General features: G+C 32.0%; 13 protein-coding genes. 11 read left to right on the top strand and 2 right to left on the bottom strand.

Annotated elements, in window-relative coordinates; all coding sequences use genetic code 11:
• Nucleotides 1-48 precede the first annotated feature (48 nt).
• The 3 genes from QMG30_RS04060 (at nucleotide 49) to QMG30_RS04050 (ending at nucleotide 4756) form a co-directional block, all read left to right on the top strand.
• Nucleotides 49-2151, top strand: coding sequence for an S-layer homology domain-containing protein (locus QMG30_RS04060; RefSeq protein WP_281812466.1), 2103 nt, complete (start codon nucleotides 49-51; stop codon nucleotides 2149-2151).
• 337 nt (nucleotides 2152-2488) lie between these two features.
• Entirely contained in the window at nucleotides 2489-2971 is a 483-nt protein-coding gene (locus QMG30_RS04055) for a helix-turn-helix domain-containing protein (RefSeq protein WP_281812464.1), read from the top strand.
• Between the two features lie 201 nt (nucleotides 2972-3172).
• Nucleotides 3173-4756, top strand: coding sequence for an energy-coupling factor transporter transmembrane component T family protein (locus tag QMG30_RS04050; RefSeq protein ID WP_281812462.1), 1584 nt, complete (start codon nucleotides 3173-3175; stop codon nucleotides 4754-4756).
• Between the two features lie 181 nt (nucleotides 4757-4937).
• On the opposite strand, the gene QMG30_RS04045 is transcribed toward QMG30_RS04050, so the two are convergent.
• Entirely contained in the window at nucleotides 4938-6347 is a 1410-nt protein-coding gene (locus QMG30_RS04045; RefSeq protein ID WP_281812460.1) for an MATE family efflux transporter, read from the bottom strand.
• 429 nt (nucleotides 6348-6776) lie between these two features.
• Between QMG30_RS04045 and QMG30_RS04040 the strand changes: the two genes are divergently transcribed.
• Complete coding sequence (locus QMG30_RS04040; RefSeq protein ID WP_281812459.1) at nucleotides 6777-8108, top strand: erythromycin esterase family protein; 1332 nt, start codon at nucleotides 6777-6779, stop codon at nucleotides 8106-8108.
• 238 nt (nucleotides 8109-8346) lie between these two features.
• Here the strand turns inward: QMG30_RS04040 and tnpA are convergent, their stop codons facing one another.
• Nucleotides 8347-8544, bottom strand: a complete 198-nt coding sequence (tnpA, locus tag QMG30_RS04035) for an IS200/IS605 family transposase (protein ID WP_281812458.1) — start codon at nucleotides 8542-8544, stop codon at nucleotides 8347-8349.
• A gap of 194 nt (nucleotides 8545-8738) precedes the next feature.
• Between tnpA and QMG30_RS04030 the strand changes: the two genes are divergently transcribed.
• The 7 genes from QMG30_RS04030 (at nucleotide 8739) to QMG30_RS04000 (ending at nucleotide 17710) form a co-directional block, all read left to right on the top strand.
• Complete coding sequence (locus QMG30_RS04030) at nucleotides 8739-9062, top strand: helix-turn-helix domain-containing protein (RefSeq protein ID WP_281812457.1); 324 nt, start codon at nucleotides 8739-8741, stop codon at nucleotides 9060-9062.
• A gap of 11 nt (nucleotides 9063-9073) precedes the next feature.
• On the top strand, nucleotides 9074-9388 hold the full coding sequence (locus QMG30_RS04025) for a hypothetical protein (RefSeq protein WP_281812456.1): 315 nt from the start codon (nucleotides 9074-9076) through the stop codon (nucleotides 9386-9388).
• Nucleotides 9313-9714 carry an RNA-guided endonuclease InsQ/TnpB family protein gene (locus QMG30_RS04020; protein WP_309298639.1) on the top strand — a complete coding sequence of 134 codons (402 nt, stop codon included), beginning with the start codon at nucleotides 9313-9315 and terminating at the stop codon, nucleotides 9712-9714. Before QMG30_RS04025 ends, QMG30_RS04020 begins: the two co-directional genes overlap by 76 nt.
• Before the next feature lie 271 nt (nucleotides 9715-9985).
• Nucleotides 9986-12598: an outer membrane protein assembly factor BamB family protein gene (locus QMG30_RS04015; protein ID WP_281812455.1), complete on the top strand. Its 2613-nt coding sequence runs from the start codon at nucleotides 9986-9988 to the stop codon at nucleotides 12596-12598.
• Between the two features lie 500 nt (nucleotides 12599-13098).
• Nucleotides 13099-14280: an iron-containing alcohol dehydrogenase gene (locus tag QMG30_RS04010; protein WP_281812454.1), complete on the top strand. Its 1182-nt coding sequence runs from the start codon at nucleotides 13099-13101 to the stop codon at nucleotides 14278-14280.
• Nucleotides 14281-14326: 46 nt separating this feature from the next.
• Nucleotides 14327-16699 (top strand): glycyl radical protein, encoded by a 2373-nt coding sequence (locus QMG30_RS04005; RefSeq protein ID WP_281812453.1) that lies wholly within the window; start codon nucleotides 14327-14329, stop codon nucleotides 16697-16699.
• Nucleotides 16700-16735: 36 nt separating this feature from the next.
• Nucleotides 16736-17710, top strand: coding sequence for a glycyl-radical enzyme activating protein (locus QMG30_RS04000; RefSeq protein ID WP_281812452.1), 975 nt, complete (start codon nucleotides 16736-16738; stop codon nucleotides 17708-17710).
• Nucleotides 17711-17715 lie beyond the last annotated feature (5 nt).

The following is a 17715-nucleotide window of genomic DNA, read 5'->3' as shown; positions in this document are numbered from 1 at the left end:
CAGCTTAAAAGCGTAATCACATCATATATTCGAGAGGAGAAGCAGATGTTGAAAAAATGTATAAAAACAATTACTATCGTAACATTATTTATGATGTTAGGTATAACAAGTCTAGCAGGAGGATGGGATGTATCTACAGCAGATACTTGGGCACAGTCGGAAATTGAAGATGCATATATGTATGATCTTATGCCTTACAAATTAGTTATGAGTAATTTAAAAGATAAAATAACACGAGCAGAATTTGCAGCACTTGTTGTAAAAATGTATGAAAGCATGACAGGTGAATATGTTGAACAAGCGCCTTTTGATACTTTTGAAGATTCAGAAGATGAAGATGTTCTAAAAGCAAATACTCTTGGTATCATGAAAGGCTCTAACGGGAAAGCCAATCCTAATAATTTAGTGACAAGACAAGAAATGGCTACCATGTATTACAGAACTCTTGACAAAGTCTATAATTACTTTGGAGAAGAAATTGAAGCTACTGATGGTATACTAACAGCTAAAGATAAAGACTTAGTTGCCAGCTGGTGTACAAAAGAAGTTGATTACATAAATGAAAATAATATCATGAAGGGTAGTAATGGTAATTTTAACCCATTAGATAATGCACCTATAGAACAAGCAATTGTCGTAGTAAAAAGGGTATACGAAGATGAATTAGACCTTATAAAAGGTACACGATTTATTGACTTATCAAAAGGATATGTATACAAACAAGAAAAATATGGTAATAATTTTACAGTTACATTTAAAGCAAATGGAAAATCAAATATAGTAAAGGCAAATGAATATACAAGTCTAGATGTTACTATAAACGATTCAGAAAATACTAAGATATATTATTCAGAAACATATGATGATGCAATTGATGAACAAGGGCTTAATACATATAGATATGATGTTGCAACTAATGAAATTACATGTTTAGATGATTATTTTGGCTATAAAGTATCAAATGTTGCACTTGTTGACAAAGGTAAATATAAAGGCTATCTTTTGGTATATCCTTATGAAGATACTGTTTATGTTTATAATCAAGAATTAGAAGCAATCTGTGTACTTGAAGGTATGGTTACAGCAGAGAATGCAAATAGTTTGATTGACAGTAAGTTGAATGCGCCAAATGATTATAAACAAGGTTATACTGTTAATGATGATGGCTACGGTAATATATCAGTCACTTTTAATAATAATGGTAATACACAAGAAATAGTTACTTCTGAAGAGGGAGAATACAGAGCACCAAACCCTATCTCTAATGGATTTAATGCTAAGACTTCAAAGGATTATTCTAGAATATTTTTTATTGCAAGACAAAATCTAGATTTTATCAAACCTAATAGCTTGTGCTATTATGATTTTGATCAAAAGGAATATGGTCAAATCGGTGAAATGAGTGTAGATGTCAAAGATTATAAGATAGTAGAATATAATAATGAATTTATAGTAGTTGATACAGGCAAAAAAATATATGATGTTTATAATATATATGGTGCTTTTGAAACCAATCAAATCTTTGCATTTGACGAATCTGTAATATGGGATAACCTTGATGCATATTTCACTACAGGACTGAAAATGGTAATGGATGGAACAATTGTTGCAAATGCAGATTATGGTTTATCTTGGACTTACACTAAAGGTAAAGAATGGGGCTACAGCAGTAGTATGGCTACAGCTGCAAAAGATAAAGGTGGTCCTACAATGTATGCTTCAGTAGAAAACCATGAATTAAGAGATTATCAAAATGATGCAGTTTATGAATGTCTAATGCAAATAATGTCTGATGAAAAAGATAATGGAAACTCAGGAATTATATTTAATGTAGAAAGCATAAGCCCTGGTAATGATAATTATAGAGGCTATTATGTAGGGATAGACCTCTATAAGAATAAATTGATGATAGGAAAATCTAATTACAAATGGACTAATCTAAAAGAGTTCAATATTGGTGATGACATCAAAAGAGGCGATTACATATATCTAAAAGTAATAAGAAGTAATTCGAGAATCACAGTATATGTAAACGACGAATATATCGGAGAGATATACGATAGTTCGTATACTAATGGTGGGGGGATGGGATTCCGTTCATGGAATGCTAATTGTAACTATTATAATCTATATGCATATCCAAATAATTAAACCTATAATTCAGTTAGTTTTTAACTAATTTATCATGTCATTTCCCTTATGGAGTAAGATTATTAATCTTGCTCTATTTTTTTTCTACCTAATATATATCTTTGTTTTTCACAACTCTAAGTTTTTAATTGGTGATAGGAAAGATTCCAAAACTTGTAATAAGAACAAAGGAAAATCTTTTCTCTTCAAAACCATAGACAAACCCATACTCTATTTGTATAATTAACTTAGTATAAAAGATAATCACTATCCAATATTACTATAACTATGTATTGATATTTGGATTAGGTTAATAAATGTATGAAGAATAAGGCAAATGTGGGAAAGGAACAAAAAAATGAAAAAAGTAAATATATATCGAGAAGCAAGAGAGAAATTCAATGAGAACAGTCCATGTCCCCTTAATAGAGAAGAAGCAGCTGATAGATTACATGTCAGTGCGGCTACACTAGGAAGGTATGAGACAGGAGAAAACCAACCAAGTCCAGAAATAGTATATGCTATGAGTAAAGTATATGAGAATCCAGTGCTAAGGCGTAAACATTGTTCAGAATGCTGCCTTATAGGTAAAGAGGATCACCCATATACAGCACCAAAAACACTATTTGAATCAGGATACGGTCTAATAAATGCAAACAGAGTGCTAGATACATTCAAGAATGAACTCTTTGAAGTCCTTGCTGATGGAATTGTCGATAAGAATGAAATAATAAGACTAAGACAAATGATTCCACGTATTAAAAATATACAGAAATTGTTAAGCGACATAGAGATAGAAATAGAAAAACATTCATTGAAGTATGACATTGATGGAAAATAAAATAAACACCACAAAATTATACCAATGCTAGATTAATCTAATAGAGATATCAATTATGAGTGCACATATTAGATAATGTAGCATTTTTGTTATTGAGACTTATTTGCAACTAACCTATAATAATAGTATAAACGATATTAGTATCACAATAAAATATTTTATGTGTATTTATACTATAAATTCTTTAGGAGGCACAATTACATGAAACACACAATAATAGGCGCAGTACTGGGTGCTATAGTAGTATTTTTAATTAGCATTTTAGCCCTGCCGGTGCTTAGTTTGAAATTTGCTGGCTCAATATTCTTAGTTATAGTTTTTGCAGGAATTATCATTATAGTAGGTTCCGTTGGACTATATCAGAAGAAAACAAGTAAACTTCCAGTTAAGATTGGTGGAATAATACTTATACTTGCAGTAGGTTATTTAGTAATCGGTGGGATTGCATCTTCGGCAATATTTAATTCTGGTACTAAGCAGAAAATGTTAGATGTTGAAGAAGTTGTATTTGATGAAACAGTTCCCAATGTAGATATGGATAATCTTATCATATGGGACGAAACAGATGCAATAAGGTTTGGTGAAAAATTAATTACGGAAAAAGATCCTTCTCTAGGATCTATGTATTCTATTTCGGAAGAATACGGAACACTTTCTGTAGTAGAGGGTAAACCATATTGGTTATTCCCACTTGAACACTCAAGCTTTTTTAAATACATTAAAAACAAATCAATACCTGGATACATTAAAGTCAATGCTACAACAGGTAAAGCAGAATTTGTAGACACCAAGTTCAGTGTTGCACCATCAGCATTTTTTGGAAATGATCTTAAGAGGGTAGTATATTCAAAATATAAAAATTTCGGGTTAACTGATTATTCATTCGAAGAAGATGAAGAAGGAAATCCCAAATGGGTGATTACAGCATACTCACACAAAACAGGATTTACAACTAAAGAAGTGGAAGGTGTAATAATCGTAGACCCAACAACAAAAGATGTTGAATTCTTTGATAAAAATGAACAGCCCGAATGGGTAGATAGAGTAACTTCAGCTGAGATATTCAATGAACATCTCAATGCTTGGGGAAAATATATTAATGGATGGTGGAATCCTTCAGATACAGGAAAACTTAAGTGTACAGAGAACATTGGATATGTTTTCAAAGAGGGCAATGTATACTTCTATACAGGAATAACATCATATGGAGGAGACGAAGCTACTACAGGTTTCTTAATATTTAATCCTCGTACTAGTAAAGCATATTATAATAGGATATCTGGATCGACAGAGCAAAAAGCGATAGGTTTAATGGAAGAACTGGTTCAAAATGCTGGATATACAGCAAAATATCCATATCTAATTAATATTAATGGTGAACCGACGTATCTTTCAACTCTAAAAGGTAACAGTGGTAATGTAGTTGGATATGCATTATGCTCAGTTAAAAACTATAGAGCAGTTGCATGGGGAAAGACACTAAGAGAAGCTCAAACAGAATATAATAGAATTCTAATTACTGAGGGAAGTAATATTAATTCAATAAGTGACCAATTCGATTCATTTGATAAAAGTTCTGGGACAGTTTCAAGAGTTGGAGTATTCAAAGAAGGGTATTTTCTAATAAAACTAGAAAATGTTGAAACTCTATTTGTGGTATCAGCCGATCAGTATCCAACTATAGCTCTTACTGAAAATGGTGACCAAGTTGAAATTACTTATATTAAAACGGAAGAAACTAAAAAGATAGATGCTGTAGATTTTAAGAATAACTCAATAAAATAACATATATTTACTAATAGGTACAAAGTATAAATAACAAAAAAAGAGGTATAGCAATGAATAACATAGATTTGCTTAGTGATACATTTCATGTTGCTATTTACATCGCTGGTTTTCTCTTAGCAACAAGGGGTTAAATGACAGATACCCGCTTAGCCATACGGTTAAGCGGGTATCTGTTTTTCTAAACTGCTACACTGACAGTATCTTTGGAGTGAATATCATGGTCTTTTACCATGTTCCTGATCCATTTATATGACTTGAACCTTCTCATCATAAAAATGAATTTAATGATCTCTTCTATAGCTGTAAAACTAACAACAACATGTACTGGAAGATGAAAAACAAAAACACCTAAGGCAGCTAAAGGTATACCAATCAACCATAGTGTACAACCTTGAAGCATTGTACCGTAAGTTGCATCTCCACCACCTCTAAGAATTCCTACTATCATGACCATATTGAACACTCTCATAGTTAATATAGTAGCATATACATATAAAATGTAAGTTGCTGATAACTTGACTTCAACAGAAATATTGAAAAATGATACTATAGGTCTTGCAAGAGCAAAAAGTATTATGCTTAGAAATAAAGCTAATATTACAGATATCTTGGCAATCTTTTTAGAAGATTCTTTTGCAACATCTTCTTTATTAGCTCCGATTTCATTACCTACGACAACTACTGCTGCATATGAAAGACCAAAAGCAAATATCATGAATAAATTCATTATGGTGGAACATATCTGAACAGAAGCTGTTGCACCTGTACCCAACTGGGAATAAATAGCCATATAAGTTACATTACCTATACCCCATGTAGCTTCATTAAGAACAATTGGAACAGTAACATTAGTTAAGGTTCTTGTTAATTTATGAGACAATCCCCTTAAATCACGAAATCTTATATTTAATATCTTATCCTTGAAATATACAACAAATAGGATAAGACCACATTCACAGATTCTAGCGATAAGTGTTGCAATAGCAGCTCCCTGTGTTTTTAATTCAGGCATTCCGAAATGTCCGAAAATAAGACAATAATTCAGAAAACCGTTAACTGTAAGTCCAAGTAAACTTGCTAACATAGGAAGTTTAGTGTTTCCTATACTTCTAAGTGAAGAAGCAAAAACAAATGATATACCTGTAAAAATATAACTTATAACTGTTATAGTAAGATATTGACTTCCTATAGTAACAACAGATGCATCTGAATTAAATATAGATATTATTTTACCTGGTATCACAAGACCGAGAATAACAAATATTGATATTATGATAAAACCGACTGCTAGTGTTTTACTAAGTACTTTCTTAATATTATCCTTATCGTTTTTTCCCCATAACTGAGCAATTAAGACACCACCGCCTCCTGCAACGCCAAGAACGAAGAGGGTAAATAAAAAGTAATATTGATTAGCAATTCCAACAGAAGCAAGTTCTACTTCTCCTACTTTCCCTATCATCATTGTATCCAGCATATTCAATGAAGAAGTAATTAGACTCTGTAGAACGATAGGTAATGTTAGGATGAACAAATTTTTATAAAACATTTTGTCTTTTTTATAGTCTTTTATCAAATTAAGTGACATGTAAAGACTCCTTTCTTTATGTTTATTGCGGCAGATAATTTCACAAAAAAAAAGAACTGCCACTTTGAGTTTTTTTGAAGTGGGGGTTCAACACTTGTAAAAAATTTCCATTATTTGCTTATGATTCTCCTCTTTTATATCCTGTATAATTATAATTGATATCAATACAATTTGTCAATAACCAAAATTAATAAAATATGTGCAAATTATTGGTTTTTTGGTTGTAAAACCCTAGATTCTATCATATAATAGGCTATGATATGATAATAATGTAGTATGACAAAAATGTAAGAATTATTTTGTATAATGTAAGGTACAACAATGGTATACAAATTTCTTTTATTATAGAATGTAATCGTAATAGTTAAATAAATGTTTGACGGTATTCAAAGTAGTGAATTGGAAATGAGCAATTGGAGGAATAAAAAAATGTTAAGAAAGGAAATAAGTTATTTATTAGTAGTATTAATGGTATTAGGAACAGCTGGTTGTGGAAAAATTAAGACATTAGAAGAATGGTATGAGATCAATGTCAGTGAAATCAAATCATTGGATTCAGATGATTATAGTGATCTGGAATTTCTCAAACCGTTATTAAAAGATAAAAGAGTAGTTGCTATAGGAGAGAATTTTCAAGGAGTAGGAGATTACATAGAATTAAAAACAAGATTGGTCAAATATCTACATGAAGAACTTGGATTCAATGCAATAGGACTAGAATCAGGATTGGGAGAATGTATTATGTCATTGAACAACAATAATCTCTCTGCCAAGCAAATGATGGAATATAGCATAATGCCTACATCGTATTCAGAAGAAGCATTGGATCTATTTACATATATAAAAGAACAGAAAGATACGGAGGATCCTTTAGATTTATTTGGATTCGATATGGAATTCACCAGTATATATTTTGCTGAATATTTGAAACAATGGATAGAAAAAGTTGATAAAGAAGTAGCTGAAGATTATTACGAACTTGAAATAAATTTTTTAAGGGATTATTCTGAATTACTAAATAAATATGGTTATGAATCTACTGGTTATCTTGAAAAGTATCAGAAAGTAATAGATAGATATTCAGCTGATTATGATGATGTAATAAAATTCATTAAAGATAATCGTGAAGAACTAGAAGCTATATATCGTCAAAATGATTTGCTTGTAGACAGTGCACTCCGTACGCTTGGAAACAGAATGAACATTGTTAGGATGAGTATGGTTGGTACAGTCAAGAGATATGAGTTGAGAAATGAAATAATGGCTGATAATGTTAAGTGGTATATGGATGCTAATCCGGATAAGAAGATCATTATATGGGGACATAATGATAACATAACTAAGAATACGTCAAAGATGTTGACACTAGAAAATGATGAGTGGAGTAATAGTTTTGTAAGTATGGGAGAGATATTAAGTCAAAAGTTTCCACGTCAGGTATATGTTATGGGATTATATATGCAAGGGGGTAAAGCCTTACACCCAATAACAAATGAGATAATTGATATACCACCAGTACCAACAGGAAGTCTAGAGGAGATTATAAGTAGAAGGGGATATGAAACAACATTTGTTGATTTGTCCAAGAACAGATCAAAGAATAAATTCAATAAATGGATGTTCACTAACCAATATGCCAGTGACGATGGGCTTACATATGAAATAGAAATAAGATCAAATGTGCAGCAATTAGTTCCAAAAGACCAGTATGATGGTATAATATTATTTGATAATGTTTCACCACTGACACATATGAAATAGTAACCTGATATGAAAAATATTTTGTATTAATATATAAGGAATGAAAAAAGGATAGTAGAAAATGCTATCCGCTTTTTTTACTGTACCAGATGTGGAATAGACACTATGGAATTATATCATAAAAGATATTAAGGAAAAATTCTATAAACATTAGTATTGAAATATAATAATAAATTTATCTAGATATTTCGAGAAAACTCCCTCCTCTAACTAGGAGGGAGATGAATCGGAACGGTTTTTAATCTTTAACTCCTGCTTGAGAGCGAATATATTTCTCAATCATTTCTATTGTTGCTTCTCCAGTTGTTAAAATGCAATAACTTCTACTCCAAAATACGGGTTTACAGTAATATTCTTTTAAATATTCACTATGTTTTTTCCTAATCAGTCTTGAAGAAACAGTCTTCAAAGTATTAACTAATTTTGCTAATTCCACTTGGGGAGGTGTTTCAAATAGTAAGTTCTTTGTTAATACATTTGTGTCTATATTTAGTTATTACAACCAAATGACATTTTAGATTGTATATTGAATGTCTATTGCTTTTAAATTCACTATCATTCATCTAAAAAACTCCTTTACAACTAAATTAAATTACGATATAATTATAACATAAGGAAGTGGGAAAATCTATGAAAATCAATAAAGCTTTCAAATATAGAATATATCCTAATAAGGAACAACTGACTTTGATTCATAAAACCTTCGGCTGTACTAGATTTGTATTCAATCGTTTTCTTAATCAAAGAATTGAATTATACAAGAATGAAGAAAAATCAACTACTTATGTTAATCAAGCTAAAGAGTTAACAGCTTTAAAAAAAGATTTAACTTGGCTTAAAGAAGTGGATAGTGTTTCTCTTCAATCTGCACTTAGGAATTTAGATACTGCTTTTAAGAATTTCTTTCAAAAGAGAGCTAAATATCCTAGATTCAAATCTAAAAGAAAAGAATAGAAGGAAGTATGTTGAAGTTTCCAAAATTAGGATTGCTAAAAACTAAATTTCATAGAGAAATACCTAGGAATCATAAAATATTATCTGCTACTATAAGTCAAGTACCTACAGGTGCTTATTTTGTAAGTATTACAACTGAATTTGAAAAAGAAATAATTCAAGTTCCAAGTAACGGAAACATAGTAGGTTTAGATTTTTCAATGAAAGAACTGTTTGTTAGCTCTGAAAACCAAAGAGCCAAGTATCCTAGATTTTTTCGTATGTTAGAAGCTATAAAATCAAAAATTCAAGATCGGATTTTTTACATAAACTATCTACTCAATTAGTAAATAAATACAATGCTATAGCGATAGAAGACCTAAATATGAAAGGTATGAGCCAAACATTGAAATTTGGTAAAAGCGTATCTGATAATGGTTGGGGAATGTTCATTGCAATGCTTAAATATAAAGCTGAATTAAGAGGAAAACAACTTGTGAAGATAGACAGATTCTATCCATCAAGTAAAACCTGTTCAATTTGTGGTGCAGTAAAAAAAGATTTGAAACTATCAGAAAGAGTATATACTTGTGAGTGTGGCAATTCAATAGATAGAGACCTAAATGCAAGTATAAACATTAAAAATCAAGGTGAATTGTTGTTGCAATATTAAAATATTACAGGGTAGGGCTTACCCGTAGAGCTTGGTAATAATAGTAACCATTAGGTTACTACATCCCAAGAAGCCCCCTCAAAACCGTTTTATAGGTTTAGTGGGGGAGCATGTCACAGGATACTGGTAAGACTAATGACTGAAAAAATATTCTGGAAACTAAAAAATAGGGTTCAGTTTTATCCACTTAATTGATAGGATTATAAGTTTGCATACATATTTATTGATGATAAAATGATAAAAAGATTATATATTTTTGTGGAGGTAAATAATGGATAATTTTGTTAAATGTAACGATATAGAGATTGATCAAATAAGACAAAATATCAAAACTGTGAAGACAAACAAAGAAAATTATGAAAAAAGAGCAATATTATTAAAATTATGGGTATGCATGCTTCAACAGCAAGGTGCGAATATGGAAGAATATTTACATGTTGATGAAGATTTGGCTAGATTATCAAACTATAGTTTCCTATTTGATGATTCAATAGATACGTCATTAAGTAAAGAGGAAGAAAATGAACTATTTTCTGTAATAGATGAAGGATACACAATTCTAGAAAATATACAAAATAATTTATCAGACTATCAACCAGATATGACAAAAATACCTTTTAAAGGTGGACCAAAAGAAGATATCGAATGGGCTCTATATCATGGTAATATACATCATACAGGTTCTACAGGTGCATATGGACCATCCGAAGGAGAGTTGAATTTTAGACTTCCTGTTGGTTTAGGGTGGGAATCACAACCAGTAGTAGAAGATGGAGTTGTTTATGTATCATCACCTGGTATGAGAAATATTTTATATGGGTATGATATCAATTCAGGAAAAGAAGTATTTCGGGCTAATCAGATAACTAGTCTAAAAGGTGACCAACTATATGGAACACCTTGTAATTCATCTACTCCTAAAATCATTAATGACCATATATTGATTAGAGATATGGGTAGTCGAGGTAATTCAGGCGATACAAAATATATAAGTGTAATTAATAAAAAGACTGGTGACATTGATAGAAAAATAGAAGCCAGCCATATAGATTACAGATATGGATATGCTCAATTCGACGCAAATGAAAAATTTATAGTATACCCTCATGGTATACATGATATAGAAGATACACCACCTGTCAATCAACAATTGAATACAATTGTATGTAAGGAATTCAAAACAGGTAAAAAAAGATGGTCATTCAATATTGGTGAGACTTTCTCAGAACCATTAATATATGAAAACGTAGTTATCGCTACAACAAGATCAGGATACGTATATGCATTAAAATTAAATGGAAATTATCCACCAGCATCAGCAGAAAGAATCAAATGGGAATTCAAAGCAAGCGGAGAAGTAAATAGAAAAGTGACTGCATATGATAATAAAATTATATTCGGAGATAATGCTGGACTTGTTTATTGTTTAGATGCAAAAGATGGTTCTTTGATTTGGAAATATGAGACTGATGAAAAAAGGGAAAATGTTTTCAGATATTTCGGTAGTCCACTTATTGAAAATGAAAAGGTGTATATACCTTGTGCTAATAGTAAGTTATACTGCCTTGATTTATCAAACGGTGATTTAGTAGATACTGTAAAAGGTAAAGATTCGCTAAGATCAAAACCGGTTATTATTGATTCAAATATATACTTCACTGATTTTTCAGGAAACTTATATTGTGCAGATAATAACGGAAACTTACTATTTACTAAAAAAATAAGTACACATCCAATATATGCTGATTTAACTAAATATGAAGACAAAATACTTGTTAACGATTCTAGTTTATATCTGAATGTATATGATAAAGATGGAAATGAAGTATTCAAGCAAAGCTTGATAGGTTCATTTATTGATAAAGACGGTTATAGAATCTATACTGAGCAAATTGCAGGAGGAGCATATTATCAGTCCAAACCGACTGCAGCAGATGGTAAATTATTCTTTGGTACGCCATCAAGATTCTTATATGCAGTAGATGCTGAGACAGGAGAAACTATCTGGAAGAATGAAATAGGTGGTGCTATATCCGCAAGCCCTGTTTGCTACAACGGGAAAATATATATAGGACAACAAGGCGGCGAAGATGAATATTACTGCTTTGATGCCAAAACAGGTGATTTGGTTTGGACTCAATCAATAGGTTGGGTATGGGGATCATGCAATGCGGATGAAGGAAGAATATATATTCCAGGAATAGACGGTTTCGTTAATTGTTTAGATGCTGAAACTGGAAATATCATATGGAGATACAGAACACAGAGATCAACATGTACAGAACCAGTTATTGATGGGGATTTCGTATATTTCGGAGGTTGGGATCATTATTTATATGCATTCGATAAAACAAACGGAAAACTCAGATGGAAATTCCAATTAAGTGGAGGTTCCGACTCAGGAGCACCTGTTGCATATGAAGGCAAAATCTATCTTCCTATAGGTGGAGATAAATTCAGATGCTTAGATGGAAAGACTGGTAAAGTATTATGGGAATTCGGTGAGCCTGGTATGATATTCAACATTACTGCAGCATATCATGAGGGCAAAGTATTCTTATCATCATGGCATGGTCTAGGAATTGGTGGTATATGTTTAATAGCTATGATATATTGTTTGGATGCCAATACAGGTGAACTTATCTGGAAACATGAAGGTGGTGGCCTCGCTGGTCCTGTTATAGGAGCAGGTAAAAAAGTATACTTTGGTTCAGTTTCTACTCCTTATGTATACTGTGTTGATGAAGATGGTAACTCAGATGGAACAACAACATGTTATTGGAGATTCAGAATGGAAAATAAATTAGAAGAACCAACACCATGTATATATAAGAATAAATTGTATGTATTAAGCTCTGATGGATATATATATTCTATCAAATAAAAAATATATTTAATAATTGTGTATAACAGCTAATCTAATATATAAATTTGAATAATAGGTTAAAGATAAATCCTTCATATACTATGAATCTCTTGGCACATATATTTATATAATCAGGATATTGAATATACGTGTCAAAGATATTGTTATAGATATGAAGGATTCATTATTATAGTATCGTAATGATTGTAATCCTGTTTATAGAGACTGGGGTGTTTATTACGTATATGTACAATATATGGGAAAAGAAGCTAAGTGATACAATAGCTGTTATTGCTAAGCTTCTATAAATGAATAGAATAAAAGAACTTCCTTTTGTGAAAGATAATACAAATATAAATAGGAAGTTTTTTTATGGAATAAGATATTATATTGGCAATAAATTACTGGAAAAATCAAGAGTTCAGATTTATCCACTTTATTTGCAGTATTATAAGTTTGCATGAGTTTTTGAGAGTGCTAAAATAATAATAAATAATGTAATTAATATGGAGGTAAATATGAAGAATTTTGAATACTATAGCCCTGTTAAGATACTATTTGGACAAGGCAAAAGACATAGCTTAGGTGAAGAAATTAAAGATAAATATAAAAGAGTGCTACTTGCTGTAAGTAAAGGTCCTTTTAGAGAAAATGGAACTTTTAAAGATATAAAGGACAGTCTTGAAAAACAAGGCATCCAAGTATTTGAAATGGGAGATATCGATTCAAATCCTCGTTTGAGTTCTGTTGTAGAAGGAGCTGAGATCTGTAAGGAAAATGATATTGAATGTGTTATCGCTCTAGGTGGCGGTTCTGCTATGGACTGTTCCAAGGTTATAGCTGCAGCTGCTAAGACAGATGTTAATCCATACAACTTTTTATGGGGTGACAAAGTAGAGATGAAAGACTCATTAGATGTTATTACAATCCCAACTATTGCCGCTACTGGTACGGAAGTCAATAACTGGGCAGTTATAGTTGATGATGATACAAAAGAAAAGGGAGATTGTCAGATAGCTTTCCCTACTATAGCTCTAATGGATCCAGAAATATTTGCTTCAGCACCATTAAGACTTACTCTATGGGGAGCTATGGATATATTAAGTCACACTTTTGAATTCTATTTCAATGGATATACAGGTTCAATATTCCAAAGCAGATTCTCAGAATCAATATTACTAGCTACTATGGAATGTATCGAAAGATTAGTAAAAGATGAAAAAGATATTGAAGCAAGAGGAGAACTCATGTGGTGTGCTGTTATGGCATGGGGAGGATTAACTAAAATAGGTCGTGAAGATCCTGATATGGCTTGTCATAGTATAGAAGTTTGCTTCAGTGGCTATTTAGATACACATCATGGAGCTTGTCTTGGTGTAATGACTCCAAGATGGATGGAAATGACATACAAAGAAGCACCTGAAATATTTGCAAGATTCGCAAGAAATGTAATGGGTATCGAAGAAGATGATGACCTTGAAGCAGCTAAGCTCGGAGTAGCGAAGTACAAAGCTTGGTTGAAACAAGTAGGTGCACCAAACACATATTTTGATATAGGAAACAAGGAATTTAATGACGAACAACTAAATCATGTAGCAAAAACTGCATGGAAGATTTACGACGGAAACATTGGAAGAATCAAAAAATGGAACTTAGAAGAGATAATAGAACTTCTAAGTGCAGGCAGAATAAAATATTAGTTTTTGTAGTGCATAGTAGCTACATATGTTATTGGAGGTTATGAAAATGTCATATGTAAAAGAAATAAAAACTTTAGACATGACTAGAAGAATAAAAGATCTTAAAGAAGATATGCTATCTGAACCTAGATATATGTCTGTTGAACAAGCCAAAATAATTACAGATGTATATAAAGAAAACGAAAACGACCCAACAAACATCAAAAGAGCAAAAGCATTAGCAAGTGCTTTAAATAATATCACTATAAAAATAGATGAAAAAGAACTTATAGTGGGAAATAGAACTCCTGGGGTAAGAGGTGGCGTAGTATTTCCTGAATCTGGCATATCATGGATTGATAAAGAAATCAGACACCTCCCAACAAGAACTCATGACAAATTCAATGTAAAAGAAGAAGACATCAATATATTCTTTGAAGAAATCCTACCTTACTGGAAAGGGAACTCATTAGAAGATGAAATAAAAAAAGAAATAGGACCTTTGGTTAATGAAATAGCCAAAGTAGTAAAAATAAACCAAAAAGACCATGCCCAAGGACATATCTGTCCTAATACTGAAAAATGGTTGAAACTTGGACCTGCTGGTTTGAAAAAACAAGCAATTGAAAAGTTAGAAGCTGCAGATGACAACAAAAAAGATTTCTACGAAGGACTTGTCATCGTTTTAGAAGCGTCACAAGACTTTATGAAGAGATATGCTGAGTTAGCAGTAAGAATGGCTGAAGATGATTCCAATTCTTCATATAAGGAAGATCTATTAGAAGTAAGCAGAATATGTAATAAACTTATTGAAGATGTTCCTGAGAGTTTCCATGAAGCAGTGCAATCAGTATGGTTTTTATATGTAATATTACAAATGGAATCTAATGCTTCTTCATTCTCACCTGGTAGAATGGACCAATATCTATATCCTTATTTAAGAAATGACTTAGACAAAGGGGTATTGAATCTTGATGGAGCTCTAGAGTTGATAGAAGCACTTTGGCTGAAATTCAACCAAATCGTATATTTGAGAAATTCTAATAGTGCGAAGTATTTTACAGGTTTTCCTATAGGATTCAATGTTGCATTAGGAGGACAAACAGAAGATGGAAAAGATGCCTCCAATGAATTATCATACTTATTCTTAAAAGCTCAAGAACATATTGGATTGCCACAGCCTAATTTATCTGCAAGGCTTTTCAAAGATACTCCAGATTCATTACTAGATGAATGTAGTACAGTTATCGGACACGGTAGTGGAATGCCACAGATATTCAATGACGAATCAATAATCCCAGCACTAATTAAACAAGGTATAAGCGAAAGAGATGCCAAGAATTATGCAATAGTCGGATGTGTAGAACTTACAACCCACGGCAATAGCCTAGGTTGGAGTGATGCGGCTATGTTCAATATGGTTAAAGCTCTTGAGCTTACTCTAAATAATGGAACATGTCTATTGACAGGCAAAAAAATAGGTCTGGAAACTGGAGAATTAAAAGATTATGACAGCTATGATGCTCTAGAAGAAGCTTATAGTGAACAAATGAAATATTTCATAGATAAAATGATAGAAGCATGTGAAGTAGTAGAAAAACTCCATGCGAAAATATTACCTTCTCCATTCCTTTCAACAGTTATTGACGATTGTATAGAAAAAGGAATAGACGTAACTGAAGGTGGAGCACACTATAACCTATCAGGAATACAAGCGATTCAAGTTGCTAACGTAGCAGATAGTTTAGCAGCTATTAAGAAGCTTGTATATGACGAAAGAAAAATAAGTAAAGAAGAATTATTACAAGCACTAAGAGATAACTATGAAGGTAGAGAGATACTAAGACAAAGATTACTCAATGCTGCACCAAAATACGGTAACGACATAGAATGGGTAGATGAAATAGGACACAAATGGGTTAAATTCTTTGCTGATAGATTAACTAGATTCACAAATGTTAGAGGAGGCCCATACCATACTGGTTTATACACAGTATCGGCACATGTACCTATGGGACAGAATGTTGGAGCTTCAGCCGACGGAAGATTTTCTTTAGAACCTTTAGCAGATGGAGGAATGTCAGCTGTATATGGAAGAGATCAAGCTGGTCCTACAGCCCTTCTGAAATCAGTATCAAGAATTGATTCGATACTAGGAAGTAATGGAACTTTATTAAATATGAAGTTTCTACCGGAATTCTTCTCAACAAAAGAAGGAATAAAGAAATTCTCAGCGATGCTAAAAACATTTGTGAACCTGAAAATCAACCACGTACAATTTAATGTAGTAAGAAAAGAGGATCTCATCGCTGCCAAGGGAAATCCTGAAAAATATAGGGGTCTAACCATACGTGTAGCAGGTTATACAGCATATTTTACAGAGTTAGCTAGTGATCTCCAAGATGAGATTATCGCTAGAACAAGTTATGGAGACATTTAAACCAATAGGTTTAAGTTTTATTGAAAGGAATTAATTATGGATTCTAATATTAAAGGTATGGTATTTGATATCAAAAGGTTTTCCATGCACGATGGTCCAGGTATAAGAAGCACTTTATTCACCAAAGGATGTCCTTTGAGATGTCCTTGGTGCCAAAATCCAGAAGGTCTGGAAAAACGATTAAGATTATGGTACTTCGAAAATAAATGCATTAGATGTGAATCATGTGTAAAGAGCTGCCCTAATGGAGCTATAACAGTGAATGATAATGCAGAAGGTCCTTTTATATTGATAGATCATGCTAAGTGTAATAACATATCTGATATGAATACACGTGATACTTTTGTAGGTGATTCACTTCAATGTGAGGTTTGTGTTAAAGGATGTCCGTCTAAGGCTCTTACTTTTGATGGTAGGATAATGACAGTTAGCCAAGTAGTAGAAGCACTAATGAAAGATAAAGAGTTCTATGATACATCTGATGGAGGTGTCACCATTTCAGGCGGAGAACCATTGATGCAACATGAATTCAATTACGAAGTATTGAGAACATTAAAAGAAAAGGGAATTCATACAACTATTGAGACATCTCTTTATGCTGATAATGAGATAATTGAAAAGTTTATTGATGTAGTTGATTTATTTATTACAGACATCAAAATTTTCGATGAGGAGACTCATCAAAAAACAATCGGAGTAAGCAACAAACTGATAAAAGGGAATTTTGAATTTCTTGCTAAAAAAGGAGTAAAATTATTGGTCAGAATACCATTGATACCTGGTTATACAGTAGAAAATGATAATCTTGCTAATATAGCTGAATACGTAAAGAGTGTAAGAGAGGATATTTGTATTGAACTAATAAATTACAATCCACTTCCTGTTGGCAAGTATAGAATAATGAATAAAGAATACGAATTCAATAAAGATATACAACCATTTTCTGATAAACAGATGAATGAATTCAGAAAGATAATAAGCGATAAAGGAATCAAAGTTATTAAAGAATAGGGGAA

Origin of the sequence: Vallitalea longa, from assembly GCF_027923465.1 — a bacterium.
GTDB classification, from domain to species: domain Bacteria; phylum Bacillota; class Clostridia; order Lachnospirales; family Vallitaleaceae; genus Vallitalea; species Vallitalea longa.
The sequence above is the reverse complement of the archived record's forward strand: the minus strand, read 5'-3'. Positions and strand labels throughout refer to the sequence as shown.